The sequence below is a fragment of the Escherichia sp. B1147 genome, from assembly GCF_001660175.1.
GTDB lineage: Bacteria > Pseudomonadota > Gammaproteobacteria > Enterobacterales > Enterobacteriaceae > Escherichia > Escherichia whittamii.
Genome location: NZ_LFHY01000011.1, coordinates 159,697 through 173,241 on the forward strand (window position 1 = coordinate 159,697; position 13,545 = coordinate 173,241).

General features: G+C 49.2%; 17 protein-coding genes. 5 read left to right on the forward strand and 12 right to left on the reverse strand.

Annotation, left to right across the window (positions count from 1 at the left end):
• Window positions 1–21: 21 nt before the first annotated feature.
• Window positions 22–249, forward strand: coding sequence for a YceK/YidQ family lipoprotein (locus A9180_RS10255; protein WP_064528511.1), 228 nt, complete (start codon window positions 22–24; stop codon window positions 247–249).
• Window positions 250–253: 4 nt separating this feature from the next.
• Here the strand turns inward: A9180_RS10255 and A9180_RS10260 are convergent, their stop codons facing one another.
• The 3 genes from A9180_RS10260 to lpxL form a co-directional block, all read right to left on the reverse strand.
• Entirely contained in the window at window positions 254–628 is a 375-nt protein-coding gene (locus tag A9180_RS10260) for a MysB family protein (protein ID WP_064528513.1), read from the reverse strand.
• An 82-nt stretch (window positions 629–710) separates the two neighbouring features.
• Window positions 711–1,937, reverse strand: a complete 1,227-nt coding sequence (mdtG, locus tag A9180_RS10265) for a multidrug efflux MFS transporter MdtG (protein ID WP_064528829.1) — start codon at window positions 1,935–1,937, stop codon at window positions 711–713.
• Window positions 1,938–2,113: 176 nt separating this feature from the next.
• Complete coding sequence (gene lpxL / locus A9180_RS10270; protein ID WP_064528515.1) at window positions 2,114–3,034, reverse strand: kdo(2)-lipid IV(A) lauroyltransferase; 921 nt, start codon at window positions 3,032–3,034, stop codon at window positions 2,114–2,116.
• A gap of 223 nt (window positions 3,035–3,257) precedes the next feature.
• On the opposite strand from lpxL, the gene A9180_RS10275 reads away from it, so the two are divergent.
• Window positions 3,258–4,310, forward strand: a complete 1,053-nt coding sequence (locus tag A9180_RS10275) for a rhodanese-related sulfurtransferase (RefSeq protein WP_064528517.1) — start codon at window positions 3,258–3,260, stop codon at window positions 4,308–4,310.
• 41 nt (window positions 4,311–4,351) lie between these two features.
• Here A9180_RS10275 and A9180_RS10280 read toward each other — a convergent pair whose 3' ends face one another.
• From A9180_RS10280 to mdtH, 9 genes are all read right to left on the reverse strand, one after another.
• A complete protein-coding gene (locus tag A9180_RS10280; protein ID WP_064528519.1) occupies window positions 4,352–4,927 on the reverse strand; it encodes a YceI family protein in 576 nt (191 codons plus the stop codon).
• 3 nt (window positions 4,928–4,930) lie between these two features.
• Window positions 4,931–5,497 (reverse strand): cytochrome b, encoded by a 567-nt coding sequence (locus A9180_RS10285; RefSeq protein WP_064528522.1) that lies wholly within the window; start codon window positions 5,495–5,497, stop codon window positions 4,931–4,933.
• Between the two features lie 261 nt (window positions 5,498–5,758).
• Window positions 5,759–5,872 carry a YceO family protein gene (locus A9180_RS10290; protein ID WP_001253741.1) on the reverse strand — a complete coding sequence of 38 codons (114 nt, stop codon included), beginning with the start codon at window positions 5,870–5,872 and terminating at the stop codon, window positions 5,759–5,761.
• Between the two features lie 47 nt (window positions 5,873–5,919).
• The gene (solA, locus tag A9180_RS10295; protein WP_064528524.1) at window positions 5,920–7,038 is read right to left on the reverse strand and encodes an N-methyl-L-tryptophan oxidase; all 1,119 of its coding nucleotides are present in this window, start codon (window positions 7,036–7,038) and stop codon (window positions 5,920–5,922) included.
• 114 nt (window positions 7,039–7,152) lie between these two features.
• Complete coding sequence (gene bssS, locus A9180_RS10300) at window positions 7,153–7,407, reverse strand: biofilm formation regulator BssS (RefSeq protein WP_000414435.1); 255 nt, start codon at window positions 7,405–7,407, stop codon at window positions 7,153–7,155.
• A 284-nt stretch (window positions 7,408–7,691) separates the two neighbouring features.
• Window positions 7,692–7,937: a DNA damage-inducible protein I gene (gene dinI, locus A9180_RS10305; protein WP_001217771.1), complete on the reverse strand. Its 246-nt coding sequence runs from the start codon at window positions 7,935–7,937 to the stop codon at window positions 7,692–7,694.
• A gap of 73 nt (window positions 7,938–8,010) precedes the next feature.
• Window positions 8,011–9,057, reverse strand: a complete 1,047-nt coding sequence (pyrC, locus tag A9180_RS10310) for a dihydroorotase (protein WP_064528525.1) — start codon at window positions 9,055–9,057, stop codon at window positions 8,011–8,013.
• A 105-nt stretch (window positions 9,058–9,162) separates the two neighbouring features.
• The gene (locus A9180_RS10315; RefSeq protein ID WP_064528527.1) at window positions 9,163–9,723 is read right to left on the reverse strand and encodes a lipoprotein; all 561 of its coding nucleotides are present in this window, start codon (window positions 9,721–9,723) and stop codon (window positions 9,163–9,165) included.
• A 171-nt stretch (window positions 9,724–9,894) separates the two neighbouring features.
• The gene (mdtH, locus tag A9180_RS10320) at window positions 9,895–11,103 is read right to left on the reverse strand and encodes a multidrug efflux MFS transporter MdtH (protein WP_064528529.1); all 1,209 of its coding nucleotides are present in this window, start codon (window positions 11,101–11,103) and stop codon (window positions 9,895–9,897) included.
• Window positions 11,104–11,338: 235 nt separating this feature from the next.
• Between mdtH and rimJ the strand changes: the two genes are divergently transcribed.
• The 3 genes from rimJ to A9180_RS10335 are packed head-to-tail and all read left to right on the forward strand — an operon-like array spanning window position 11,339 to window position 13,506.
• Complete coding sequence (rimJ, locus tag A9180_RS10325; RefSeq protein WP_064528531.1) at window positions 11,339–11,923, forward strand: ribosomal protein S5-alanine N-acetyltransferase; 585 nt, start codon at window positions 11,339–11,341, stop codon at window positions 11,921–11,923.
• 10 nt (window positions 11,924–11,933) lie between these two features.
• The gene (locus A9180_RS10330; protein ID WP_064528533.1) at window positions 11,934–12,581 is read left to right on the forward strand and encodes a YceH family protein; all 648 of its coding nucleotides are present in this window, start codon (window positions 11,934–11,936) and stop codon (window positions 12,579–12,581) included.
• A gap of 1 nt (window position 12,582) precedes the next feature.
• A complete protein-coding gene (locus A9180_RS10335; protein WP_064528535.1) occupies window positions 12,583–13,506 on the forward strand; it encodes a Gfo/Idh/MocA family protein in 924 nt (307 codons plus the stop codon).
• The last annotated feature ends 39 nt before the right edge of the window (window positions 13,507–13,545 follow it).

Consider the following 13,545-nt stretch of genomic DNA (forward strand, 5'->3'; position numbering starts at 1 on the left):
TTTTTAGGAAAGAGGTATCAAATGCGTTTCATTGTGGTAGGCATCATGGTTACCTTACTGAGTGGCTGTGGCAGCATCATTAGCCGCACTATACCGGGGCAGGGGCATGGCAACCAATATTATCCCGGGGTGCAATGGGATGTTCGTGACTCCGCGTGGCGCTATGTTACGATCCTCGATCTGCCATTCTCCCTCGTCTTCGATACCTTACTGCTGCCCATTGATATTCAACATGGGCCATATGAATGAGTCATTAACGCTCATCCCATTCATCGGCGGCAGCGCGTCCTTCTTCAGTATCCAGTGGCGGCTCAAGCTGAAATTCGCCTTCGTCCCATTCATGCAGCGTATTTTCTTCCTGCCATTCCTGGCGAATTTCAATTTCATCATAATCGCCGTCAAAGACGCTTTGTGCAGCTTCACCGCTGAACATTGGCAGACATTCACCTTCTTCGCCTTCATCAGCGAAAAACTCAACCTGCCACATAATGTCACCATCTTGCAGAATGTATTTCTGGACATTGAACTGTTGCACATTTGCTTCATCTGCATCGATTCCGGGGGTGTCAGTAAGAAATTCTTCCCGTGCGGCATCAATGGCTTCTTCAAGCGTTGCGTACATAGTCATCACGATTCTCCCTTTGATTTGATGATGTATTCAGGGAAAGAATAGCTGATTATGCGCTTTTGCAAGTATGAAAGGCGAAAAATCAGCCTGTCACTTGGGGCAATCGGCGGCGACGCAAACTGTTCCAGGAATAAACCGCGTTAAACAACACCACTCCGGCGGTCACCAGAAACACTGCACGGAAACCATAGTTTGCCGAGATAGCCGCGCCCATCAATGGTCCCGTAACGTTGCCAATATCGCGAAATGACTGGTTGTAGCTGAAAATTCGCCCGGCGATTTGATTTGTTGAGTTATAGACCAGTAACGTTTGTACCGCGGGGAGTAACGCGCCATCGGCGGCCCCGAGTAAAAAGCGTAAAATCCCCAGTTGGAATGGTGTCTGGACGTAAGACATAGGGATTAACAGCAGCACAGAAAAGAGCAGCGCCGTTATCAGGATCTTCTCTGGCCCGATACGATCCCCCAGTTTGCCAAGTCGTGGCGCGCTAAGTAGCGCAGCCACGCCGGGGACCGAGGCAATCATGCCACTGATAAAAGCAACATTACTGACATCCCCCGCCAGCTCACGGACATAGAGTGTCAGGATTGGCGCGATTGAACCGGTGGCGACCTGGATGATTAATGTTGTGACAAACAGGCTAAGTACCAGCTTCGGATTTTTAAGCGATGTCACGACTTCCCGCATGTGCAGCATCTCTTTTTTGCTGACTGGCTGGAATTTCTCTTTGATACAAAACAGGGTGACGAAAAAGCAGAGTATTAGCACACTGGCGGTAATAAAAAATACCGGACGTAAGCCGTAGTTATCGGCGAGCAAGCCGCCAGCCATGGGGCCGAGCAGCGCGCCGCTAACCCCACCGGTAGAGAGCGTACCCAGCGCCCAGCCGCTTTTATTGCGCGGGACCTGAGTGGCGATTAGCGCGTTGGCATTAGGGACAAATCCACCGAGCAGACCCAGCAATGCTCGTAGGATCAGAAATTGCCAGATATTTTGCACTACTCCCATCAGCACCATCACGATGCTCATCCCGAGGGCCGAGCGCAGGAGCATAATTTTTCGACCTTTGCGGTCAGCAAGTCCTCCCCAGAACGGAGAAGCAATAGCGGAGAATAGAAAGGTGATACTGAAGACAATCCCTGACCACATATTTAGTGCCGAATGGCCCGTAACGCCAAGTTGCTCAACGTAGAGGGGTAAGAACGGCATTACCAGACTGAAGGCGGCGCCGGTAAGAAAACAGCCAAGCCAGGCAACGAGCAGGTTTCGTTTCCAGTTTATGGGAGTGTCATTTTCACAGGGTGACATAGCAATCCGCTGTTGGTGCGCCAGGGCGCGGTGAACAAAAGAATAAAAGATAAGCACACTAATTATGCGCCTGACTTATAAGTGACGCAATGCAGAGAGCTTTTATCGCTAAATCAGGGGATTTGATGCTGATGTGCCGGATGCGATGCTGCGCATCTTATCCGGCATAAAGAAGATTAGTAACGTGAAGGAACGCCTTCCGGGCGCGTTTTGAAGCGGCGATGCAGCCACATGTACTGTTCAGGCGCCATCATGATGCATTTTTCGACCACTTTGTTCATCCACGCGGCGGTGGTTTCAGCGTTATCCAGTGGCGGTGAACACTCTGGCGGCAGCATGATCAACTGATAACCTTTGCCGTCCGGCTTACGACGAGGGACAAATGGCACCAGACATGCGCCGGACATCCGTGCCAACATCCAGGTGCCGCTTGTGGTTGCCGCCTGCTCAACGGCGAACAACGGCACAAAAACGCTCGAGCGTGGACCGTAATCGTGATCCGGCGCATACCAAACGACTTCACCTTTTTTCAGTGCTTTAATCATCCCTTTTAAATCTTTGCGGTCGAGCATCGATTTATTCGAACGCAGGCGGCCCCAGGTTTGCAGCCAGTCGATTAATGGGTTGTCATTCGGGCGATAAACCCCGATGCCCGGCTCCTGCATTCCAAATTGTCGTGCACCGAGTTCCAGCGTCAGAAAATGGATGCCAACTAACAGGATGCCGCGCTTTTGCGCCTGTACGTCACGAATATGTTCCATGCCAATGACTTCCGTCCAGCGGGCAACCCGACTTTCTGGCCAGAACCACGCCATGCCGGTTTCCATCAGTCCCATACCAACGGATTCAAAATTCTTAATCACCATCTGCTGGCGCTCTTGTTCGCTCATTTCCGGGAAGCACAGTTCCAGGTTGCGATGCACAATTTTGGCGCGTCGTTTCATAAAACGTAACGCCAGTCGTCCTGTTACACAGCCGAGGCGATAGATAATCGGGTAGGGCAATTGCACGACCAACCAAAGTACGCCAATACCCAACCAGGTTAACCAATAACGCGGATGAAGCAGTGCGGTGGAGAACTTGGGGAGATTCGTCATATCAATCCTGTCTTTCAACCTATACGGGCAATTGTATGTATTGTTGCATTTTTTCGCCCTCAACCAAAATTTGAGGCTGAAGACTGGGCAAAAATGCCGCGCATGTAAACGATTAATAATTTTTAATGCGTAAATGTAGCGTAAAATGTGTGGATGTTAATTTGCGATTATTGCTATATCATGCGCCGGATTTTACTTTCCCACCTCGCAGGAACCGTACACCATGCCAGTGTTACATAACCGCATTTCCAATGACGCACTGAAAGCCAAAATGCTGGCCGAGAGTGAACCGCGCACCACCATTTCGTTTTATAAATATTTCCATATTGCCGATCCTAAAGTGATCCGCGATGCTTTATATCAGCTATTTGCCTCGTTGAATGTTTTTGGCCGGGTCTATCTGGCACATGAGGGGATCAACGCGCAAATTAGTGTACCCGCGAGCAACGTCGAGACATTTCGCGCACAGCTTTATGCTTTTGATCCTGCGTTAGAGGGTTTACGCCTGAATATCGCGTTGGATGATGACGGAAAATCCTTCTGGGTGCTGCGCATGAAGGTCCGCGAGCGGATTGTCGCCGACGGGATTGACGATCCTCAATTTGACGCCACAAATGTCGGGGAATACCTGCAAGCAGCGGAAGTGAATGCCATGCTTGATGATCCCGATGCGCTGTTTATCGATATGCGCAACCACTATGAATATGAAGTCGGTCATTTCGAAAATGCGCTGGAAATTCCTGCTGATACCTTTCGTGAACAACTACCGAAAGCGGTTGAGATGATGCAGACGCATAAAGATAAAAAAATCGTTATGTACTGTACTGGTGGCATTCGTTGCGAAAAGGCCAGTGCATGGATGAAGCATAACGGCTTTAATAAAGTCTGGCATATTGAAGGCGGCATTATTGAATACGCCCGTAAGGCGCGCGAGCAAGGCTTACCAGTGCGTTTTATTGGCAAAAATTTCGTTTTTGACGAACGGATGGGGGAGCGCATCTCTGATGAAATTATTGCGCATTGCCATCAGTGCGGCACACCATGCGACAGCCATACCAACTGTAAAAATGATGGCTGTCATTTGCTGTTTATCCAGTGTCCTACGTGTGCTGAGAAATTCAAGGGTTGTTGTAGTGAGATTTGCTGCGAAGAGAGCGCGTTATCGCCAGAAGAACAGCGACGCCGTCGAGCCGGGCGAGAAAATGGCAATAAAATCTTTAATAAGTCGCGGGGGCGCCTGAACACGACACTGGGCATACCTGATCCTGCGGAATAAACATCATTGCCGGATGCGCGTCATCCGGCAACATTTCAGCATTATTTCTGCTGTACACCTTCCACCGAAATAATCAGATCAACTTCCTGAGAGGCCGGACCTAAATCTGACTTGATATTGAAGTCTTTCAGCTTAATTTTACCTTCAGCTTCGAAGCCTGCACGTTTACCGCCCCACGGATCATCGCCCTGACCAATCAACTTCGCTTCCAGCGTTACTGGTTTAGTTACGCCATTCAGTGTCAGATCACCTGTGATATCCAGCTCGTCACCGTCTTTCTTTACGCTAGTGGATGTAAAGGTTGCCTGCGGATATTTTGCTGTGTTGAGGAAATCCGCGCTGCGCAGATGTTTATCGCGCTCGGCATGGTTGGTATCCACGCTGGTGGTGTTAATGGTGACATTAACTTTATCGGCAGCTGGATTCTTTTCATCAAACGTAAAAGTACCGTCGAAATCTTTAAAAGTGCCGTAAACCCAGCTGTAGCCCAGATGTTGAATGCGGAAATTGACAAAGGCGTGCTGGCCTTCTTTGTCAATTTTGTAATCGGCAGCGATAGCTGAACCGGCAGAGAACAACAGGGAAGCGAAGGTTAAACCAAGCAGGCTTTTTTTCATTTTTTATACTCCATAGTCAGATGACGACTTTCCCAGCATGCGCTTCAGAGTGTCGTCTTTATCGATGAAATGATGTTTCAGTGCCATAAATCCGTGCATAACTGACAGGACGACGACACTCCAGGCAAACCAGAAATGTAGCGCTCCTGCTAAGTCAGCTTGCGTGCCGGCGTCGGCAAGCGTTGCGGGGATTTCAAACCAACCAAAGATGCTGATGGGTTTGCCATCGGCGGTCGAGATAAGGTAGCCGCTCATGCCAATAGCAAAGAGCAAAAGATAAAGAGCCAGATGGCCTGCTTTCGCTCCGTAACGTATACCGGGGGAATAGCTTTTCAGTGGACCTGGCGGAGGAGAAATTAAACGCCAGAGAACGCGAATAACCAGCCCCATCATTAACAAAATACCGATGCTTTTATGCAACTCTGGCGCTTTGTGATACCAACCGTCGTAATAACTTAACGTTACCATCCACAAACCTAAAGCAAACATGCCATAGACAATAATTGCCGTCAGCCAATGTAAAGCGGCAGAAATAACACCATAGCGTTGAGGGGAATTTATGAATTGCATAACTGCATCCAGAACATATTCACGAGGCAATGAAAATGGCCTGTCATGAGATGAATTGCAACTTAAAAACAACAATCCGAATGATATTTATTTTTATTTCAATAATTTTGATTTAATAATGAAAGAACCTTCATAAGTTTAGTGGTTTCAGGGGGAGGGATGTCTGGTGAATGCTGTTGCGACAGGAATAAGGTTATTCAATTTTTCACGCCAAATGAAAGGGAAATTAAGTTTTTGTCAGTTTATGTCAGCATCTGGTGATTAAAAATAAAACACATAGATCAGATCCATAATCGCCAATACCCCCCAAAGAAAAAGATAAAGCATGAGATGTTCGCGAATATTATTGATGAGATAGTTCACCAGGCGACGCATTAAAAGCTCCTGTAAAAACGGCCTCAACTTAGAGGCCGTGATGATGATTATTGGAAGCGGGAAAGCCGGAATGGCGTTAAATCAAAATCGATTTTTTTGTCTTGCGCAAAGTCAGCGGCTATTTCCCCTAATACTGAAGCAAATTTAAAGCCATGCCCACTCAGGCCGGTAATCAGCAGCGTATTAGCGTGTCCTGGTAGGGTATCGATAATAAAATCTTCGTCAGGCGAATTATCATAGGTACAGGCAGCGCCGTACAGGCAGCAGCCGATACCTGGCAACACACTGCGTAAGAATGGGAACGCTTCGGAACCGTCACTGTCGATTTCCGCAAACGGAACACGTTCATCCGCTGAATGAATTTCCTGACCACCGTTATGTTTCCCAATCTTCAGAGCATCGTTTTCCGCCGGAAAACCGTAGTATTGATCGCCATTGGGCAATTCACCGGTAAAGGCCGGGAATTTATTCTTCACGCTATAGCGGCCATCGGCCTGATACCAGGCGAATACTTTACGTACGGGCTGGATGGGTAGTTCTGGTAGCAGCTCTTTTATCCAGGTACCAGCGCAGACGAGCGCTTTCTTCGCCTGGTATTCGCCGTCCGCCGTTTCAATAGTTACGCCGTTATCGTCATGACGAATTGCGGTGACCGGACAGTTAAACAGTTGCGCGCAGCCCGCTTCATTCGCCAGTTGGATCCAGGTTTTAATCGCCAGCTCACTGCGTAAAAAACCGGAGTCGGCCTCAAATAGCCCGATATAGTTGTCAGGGACGCGTATTTCCGGCCAGCGAGACATAATGGCTTGTGCATCCAACTCCTCGACGTTGAGTTGCCATTGATTGGCGCTGTGAGCGACATTGGCGAGAAACTTGGAGTCGGCAGGGCCGAGGTTGATAACCCCTGAGCGCACAAAAATAGGATTCTCTTCGTTGTGACGGGAGAGTTCATCCCACAGGGTTTGGGCACGGAGCACTAGCGGGACATACTTTTCGCCTTCGCCATAAGCATGGCGAATTAATCGCGTATCTCCGTGGTGACTGCCGTGTTGATGTGGTGGCATATGGCTGTCGGTCATCAGCACTTTCAAACCGGCCTGGGTGGCATAATATCCGGCTGCAGCGCCTACGGAACCGCTGCCAATAATGATGAGATCGTATTTCATTTTTTTCTCTCTGCTCTCATGGTTTAAGCAGAGTAAATAAGTAACAAACGATATACAACCCAGAAATGGTAAAGGCACCGGTAAGGTGCCTTTTGGGTGGATGGTCATGTCATGTTAATGACGACGATACTCATTGACATGGAAATCACCAGATTCAATTTTGGCGATTCCTGCTTCTAATATCGAAATAAATTGTCTGGCAACATCAGTAGTTAACCAGAGTGTCTGACCAACTTCAGTCCCTTCCTGCTCGGACTTATTTGGGGTCTGGTAGTGCAAACGCAACATCAGAGCATCATAGCTATCAACGGTGCTGATGTCCCACCCTACGAGCGGATGAGTCTGAATGACTTCATTGTTTTTTTCCATCATGGCCCCCTAATTCGTGTTACTAGACAACGTTATTCGAGGTTCAATGCGTTTTTATCTGAAGCAACTTCAGTATATCAATAAATATGGGTATTCACCGAAATTTTAAAGGGGGGGCGAGATATTTTTTTGCTTTTAAGATTTATATGAACAATAAAACAGCATGTCATTCATATTTTTTTAGCATATTGTGCAATTATTTTGAGGAAGTGTAAAAATTGTACGAACAATCTTAAAATATAAAAAAGCCGGGGCGACCCGGCAAAAACAAACATCACTGCATATTATTCGCTAACAAACCAGTCATCGGCGCTTTCCCACGTTTCTTGTAGAATTTCGCTAATGCGCTGTTTATCTTCTTTTGTTGCACCAATAACCGATAAATTATTTGCCGCAGCATATCGTACCGATACGTGACCTTCATTGTCCGGAAACGCATACTGAATGCGGCGAGAAAGTTCACCCGCCAGAGCGTCAATGGCGCCAGTGGGTAGTGGAGAAGTTTTCGCTATGGTGACTTCAATTCGCATAATAGCCCCCTGTTGAATATACTGGTTATTTATACAGGCAAAATAATCTAAAGACAACAGGCGGCTACGTTTTTTATTGCTTAACAGACCAACGTACAGTTTCCCCAGCCAGGAAAGGAACAAGCGTGTCGTCTGTCAGAGCGATGCTTTCAGCAATTTTCTGCTCTTCACGTATCAGTTCAATAAACGATTCATTGACCGGTAATCCATAGAATTTCGGCCCGTTTAAAGAACAGAATGCTTCAAAATGCTGTAGTGCATTCATCTCTTCAAATACGGTGGCGTAACTTCCCAGCGCCGTTGGCGCATTAAAGCAACCTGCACAGCCGCAATTACTCTCTTTACGATGACGCGCATGTGGCGCGGAATCGGTACCGAGAAAAACGCGATCAAAACCACTGGCGACCAGCTCACGCAGTGCCTGTTGGTGAATATTGCGTTTGAGGATCGGCAGACAGTAGAGATGCGGACGCACACCGCCAACCAGCATATGGTTACGGTTAAACATCAGATGCTGGGGAGTAATGGTGGCGGCCAATAGTTCATTTCCGTCACGAACATAGTCGGCAGCATCTTTGGTGGTGATGTGCTCGAAAACGACTTTCAGCGCGGTCAGGCGCTGGCGCAGCGGCTCCATGACCGTCTCAATAAAGCGCGCTTCACGGTCAAAAATGTCGATGTCAGCATGGGTCACTTCGCCATGCACTAGCAGCGGCATACCGATTTTTTCCATGCGCTCAAGTACTGGCATGATCGCCTCAACCGACGTCACGCCGTGGCTGGAGTTGGTGGTGGCATTCGCAGGGTAAAGTTTTGCGGCGGTGAACACACCTTCGTTAAATCCACGCTCCAGCTCATTGGGGTCCAGCGAGTCTGTTAAATAACAGGTCATCAGCGGGGTGAAATCGTGTCCGTCCGGTACGGCGTCAAGAATACGTTGGCGATAAGCCACTGCAGCCTCAACTGTGGTTACAGGCGGTGCCAGATTGGGCATAACGATGGCCCGACCATAGGTTTCGCTGGTATACGGCACGACAGTTTTTAACATGTCGCCATCGCGGAGGTGAAGGTGCCAGTCGTCTGGGCGGCGGATCTTTAATACCTGGGATGGTGCAGTCATTAATTTCTATGCTCCGGCTGAAGGGATGTTTTTGCCGGACACAAAGGATAAGCGGAAACGTTTTCCTTTGCACGAAAAATAAAGGGCGCAAATGCGCCCACGTGATTAATCAGTGAACGGAATGACTATTTCACCCGGTTTCACTTCAATGCCTTTTGCCAGTTTTTTAGCCATTGCTTCTCCTTTGCTGCCATCTTCGCGCAGGATGTAAGCCGGTTGCTGGTTAAAGTAATTGCGTAATGCCTGATTCAAATAGGGAAGTAACGTTTGCATCACGGTTTGCATTTTTTCCGGCTGCACGGTCGCGTCGACCACTTCCATCTCTTTCAGGAAGATAGCGCCTTTCTCTTTATCAAACACAGGCAGCGCTTTCAGCTTCAGTTTCATGGTTGCTTTTTGGCTACCGAACAGAGAGTTCATATCCAGATTGGCGTCCCCGGTTAGGGTAACCTTATTAGGCTCTTCGCGACCAATTTGGCTGGTCAGGTTTGTCAGAACTATATGGGCATCAGCCACGCCGGGCAAACCGATATCTTTTGAGAAATTATTATGTTTCGCAAGCGACTGGTTAATCTCTTGTTCGGTAATGGTGTATTGGGTGAGTTGATTACAGCCAACGAGCAGGCCACTGACGATCAATGCAGCGGCAAATAAAAACTTGTTCATGGTAGTCCTCGACATGAGATCTGCGTCAATATCCTGACACAACGCAGCATGTGTCACCAGCGTTAAACTCGCCAGCAGAAAAAACTGAATTCTGCGACGGCAGGTAATAACAAGCCGTTAAGGCGCGTCAGGTTGACAGGGCGAGCAATGGTAACAGAAAGCATGGCATTTTCAGGCGTCGCGCTCCAGCAACCGACGCGCGGCACGTTTATGGCTAAATTGCCAGCCCAACGCAAGGAAGGTGATGATGCCAATAACGCCCAACATCATCCACGGCAATTCCGGTTGTTGCGTGGATTTGCCCAGGTCAAACAGCCAGCCGCCGCCGATATAGCCAATAGCGCCGCCTATCGCCAAGCCCAGCCGACTAAACCCCATATAACTGCCGCGCGCCCGTGCATCCGCCAACGAGGCGCTAAGAGTTTCACGCGCAGGTTCGGCAATGATCGAGCCAATATAAAACGGACAAATCAGGGTGAAAAGTTGTTGCAGGCCACTGACCATGCCCACGGGTATCATGCTTAATGACATCACCAGTAGCCCAGCCATCAACCGATGTTCCAGACGAAAACGCTTTTCGCTCCATCGGGCGATAGGGTAGAGCAATGTTAACGACAGACACGCTTCGATAGCATACATCCATTTTACGGCAGAGGGCGCTCCGGCGACGTCGTTGACCATAATCGGCAGCATCAGCATCACCTGCACAGCCAGCATGTAGTAGCCCGCGAGTGTCAGGACATAGGTGACAAAACGTTTATCGCGCATCACGCGGGTCATGCCTTCGCGGACTGGCGTGCGCACGGTAGATAGTTTCCACGCGGGCAACAACCAGGCGTTAAACGCTGCACACAATACAAACAGAATTGCCCCCGTGGCGCAGACCAGGCGAAAATCGTATTGCAATAACCAACTCCCCAGCAACGCGCCAATGACCGCACCAGCGCTGTCTTGCATCATCAACAGGGAGAAAAAACGGCCCCGTTGTTCCGGACGAATTAATTTCACCACCAGCGCCGAACGCGGTGGATCAAATAACGTACCGCCGAGGCCCGAGAGCAAACAAGAAAACCACAGCATCCAGGGATCATGAGCGATGCCCATGGTGGCGAATCCGGCAGCGCGCATTAGCATACCAGTAACGATCATCGGTTTAGCGCCAAAACGGTCGGCAATAGCACCGCCGAAAATGCCTAATCCTTGCTGAATGAACTGACGCAGACCGAGGGCAATACCGACCATTACGGCGGCCCAGCCCATTTGATCAACGAAGCGGATAGAGATCAGCGGGAAGACAACAAAGAACCCCAGCACGACCAGCATATTATCGACGAGAAGGAAATATTTACCCAGGTTCCTCGCCTGCGACACGCGCGACATTTCCCCTCCCGGGAAATAAAAGATGAGCACTTTCTATTCTGCATCGCCGCCAGGACTTTTCCCATCATATCGGGGACAATATTTTTTTATCAAAACGTCGCTTTGATAGAGAGTTTTTATCAAATATGTGAATAATGCAGAAAATGGCATTAGGGACTTTTCACAGGCTCTGGTTGCGCAGGTATAGTAATACTTACAGCGTATTAAAGACGTTACGGGAAGGAGTAGGTATAGAATGTTTGGCTATCGCAGTAACGTGCCAAAAGTGCGCTTAACCACCGACCGATTGGTCGTGCGTCTGGTGCATGAACGTGATGCCTGGCGACTGGCGGATTATTACGCAGAGAATCGCCATTTCCTGAAGCCCTGGGAGCCAGTGCGCGATGAAAGCCACTGCTATCCTTCAGGCTGGCAGGCCAGGTTAAGCATGATTAACGAATTTCATAAACAGGGCTCTGCCTTTTACTTTGCTTTGCTCGACCCGAACGAGAAAGAAATAATTGGCGTAGCCAATTTTTCCAATGTGGTACGCGGCTCTTTTCACGCCTGCTATCTCGGTTATTCGATCGGACAAAAATGGCAGGGTAAAGGACTAATGTTTGAAGCTCTGACCGCCGCCATTCGCTATATGCAACGCACCCAACATATTCATCGCATTATGGCCAACTATATGCCGCACAATAAACGCAGCGGTGATTTGCTGGCGCGCTTGGGTTTTGAAAAAGAAGGCTATGCGAAAGATTATTTATTGATTGATGGAAAATGGCGCGATCACGTACTGACGGCATTAACCACCCCGGACTGGACGCCCGGCCGCTAAGGAGAATTTCATGAAGTATCAACTTACCGCACTGGAAGCCCGTGTGATTGGCTGTTTGCTGGAAAAACAGGTGACGACGCCGGAACAATACCCGCTTTCCGTGAATGGCGTGGTAACGGCCTGTAACCAGAAAACAAACCGTGAACCGGTAATGAATCTGAGCGAATCCGAGGTACAGGAGCAACTGGATAATCTGGTAAAACGCCATTATCTGCGCACGGTGAGTGGCTTTGGTAATCGAGTCACCAAATATGAACAGCGTTTCTGCAACTCTGAGTTTGGTGACCTGAAACTTAGCGCCGCAGAAGTCGCATTAATTACCACCTTGTTGTTGCGCGGTGCTCAGACGCCTGGTGAACTGCGCAGTCGCGCGGCGCGGATGTATGAATTCAGCGATATGACGGAAGTAGAAACGACGCTGGAACAACTGGCTAATCGCGAAGATGGACCTTTTGTCGTTCGTCTGGCTCGCGAACCGGGTAAACGAGAAAGCCGCTATATGCATCTTTTCAGTGGTGAGGTGGATGATCAGCCTGTGCTCACGGAAACGTCGGACGCGGTTGGCGGGGATTTACAATCCCGCGTCGAAGCCCTGGAAATCGAGGTGGCAGAACTGAAACAGCGTCTTGATTCGTTGCTGGCCCATCTGGGAGATTAACGTGAAAAAATTACGTATCGGCATTGTGGGTTTAGGCGGTATCGCGCAAAAAGCGTGGCTGCCGGTGCTGGCAGCGGCGTCTGACTGGACGCTACAGGGGGCATGGTCGCCAACGCGTGAGAAAGCCATCACAATTTGTGAAAGCTGGCGCATTCCCTACGCCGATTCGTTATCTAACCTTGCCACCAGTTGCGATGCGGTATTTGTTCACTCCAGCACCGCCAGTCATTTTGAGGTGGTCAGTGCGTTATTAAATGCAGGTGTACATGTCTGTGTCGATAAACCGCTGGCGGAAAATCTGCGCGATGCCGAGCGACTGGTTGAACTCGCAGCGCGCAAAAAACTGACACTGATGGTCGGCTTTAACCGCCGTTTCGCTCCGCTGTACTGTGAGTTAAAAACACAGCTTGCCAGTGCGTCCTCGCTAAGAATGGATAAACATCGTACCAATAGCGTCGGGCCACACGATCTTTATTTCACCTTGCTGGATGATTATCTGCATGTGGTTGATACCGCGCTGTGGTTGTCTGGCGGCAATGCAGCTCTCGAAAGCGGTACGTTGCTGACCAATGAGTCAGGCGAAATGCTGTTTGCCGAGCATCATTTTTCTGTTGGTCAATTACAAATCACCACCTGTATGCATCGCCGTGCCGGAAGTCAGCGTGAAGCGGTGCAGGCAGTGACTGAAGGGGCATTAATCGACATCACCGATATGCGCGAATGGCGTGAGGAGCGCGGGCAGGGCGTGGTGCATAAACCGATTCCTGGCTGGCAAAGTACCCTCGAGCAGCGTGGATTTGTCGGTTGCGCGCGTCATTTCATTGAATGCGTGCAAAATCAGACAGTTCCACAAACCGCTGGTGAACAAGCGGTGCTGGCGCAGCGCATCGTTGACAAGATCTGGCGCGATGCGATGAGTGAATAAACCCTGTAACATCTGGCGGTAGCAATTCACCATAATCCA

What these genes read in the sequence shown, in the direction of transcription:
- A9180_RS10255 (WP_064528511.1), top strand. Translation starts at nt 22, where the DNA reads ATGCGTTTCATTGTGGTAGGCATCATGGTTACCTTACTGAGTGGCTGT.
- A9180_RS10260 (WP_064528513.1), bottom strand. Translation starts at nt 628, where the DNA reads ATGACTATGTACGCAACGCTTGAAGAAGCCATTGATGCCGCACGGGAA.
- mdtG (WP_064528829.1), bottom strand. Translation starts at nt 1,937, where the DNA reads ATGTCACCCTGTGAAAATGACACTCCCATAAACTGGAAACGAAACCTG.
- lpxL (WP_064528515.1), bottom strand. Translation starts at nt 3,034, where the DNA reads ATGACGAATCTCCCCAAGTTCTCCACCGCACTGCTTCATCCGCGTTAT.
- A9180_RS10275 (WP_064528517.1), top strand. Translation starts at nt 3,258, where the DNA reads ATGCCAGTGTTACATAACCGCATTTCCAATGACGCACTGAAAGCCAAA.
- A9180_RS10280 (WP_064528519.1), bottom strand. Translation starts at nt 4,927, where the DNA reads ATGAAAAAAAGCCTGCTTGGTTTAACCTTCGCTTCCCTGTTGTTCTCT.
- A9180_RS10285 (WP_064528522.1), bottom strand. Translation starts at nt 5,497, where the DNA reads ATGCAATTCATAAATTCCCCTCAACGCTATGGTGTTATTTCTGCCGCT.
- A9180_RS10290 (WP_001253741.1), bottom strand. Translation starts at nt 5,872, where the DNA reads ATGCGTCGCCTGGTGAACTATCTCATCAATAATATTCGCGAACATCTC.
- solA (WP_064528524.1), bottom strand. Translation starts at nt 7,038, where the DNA reads ATGAAATACGATCTCATCATTATTGGCAGCGGTTCCGTAGGCGCTGCA.
- bssS (WP_000414435.1), bottom strand. Translation starts at nt 7,407, where the DNA reads ATGGAAAAAAACAATGAAGTCATTCAGACTCATCCGCTCGTAGGGTGG.
- dinI (WP_001217771.1), bottom strand. Translation starts at nt 7,937, where the DNA reads ATGCGAATTGAAGTCACCATAGCGAAAACTTCTCCACTACCCACTGGC.
- pyrC (WP_064528525.1), bottom strand. Translation starts at nt 9,057, where the DNA reads ATGACTGCACCATCCCAGGTATTAAAGATCCGCCGCCCAGACGACTGG.
- A9180_RS10315 (WP_064528527.1), bottom strand. Translation starts at nt 9,723, where the DNA reads ATGAACAAGTTTTTATTTGCCGCTGCATTGATCGTCAGTGGCCTGCTC.
- mdtH (WP_064528529.1), bottom strand. Translation starts at nt 11,103, where the DNA reads ATGTCGCGCGTGTCGCAGGCGAGGAACCTGGGTAAATATTTCCTTCTC.
- rimJ (WP_064528531.1), top strand. Translation starts at nt 11,339, where the DNA reads ATGTTTGGCTATCGCAGTAACGTGCCAAAAGTGCGCTTAACCACCGAC.
- A9180_RS10330 (WP_064528533.1), top strand. Translation starts at nt 11,934, where the DNA reads ATGAAGTATCAACTTACCGCACTGGAAGCCCGTGTGATTGGCTGTTTG.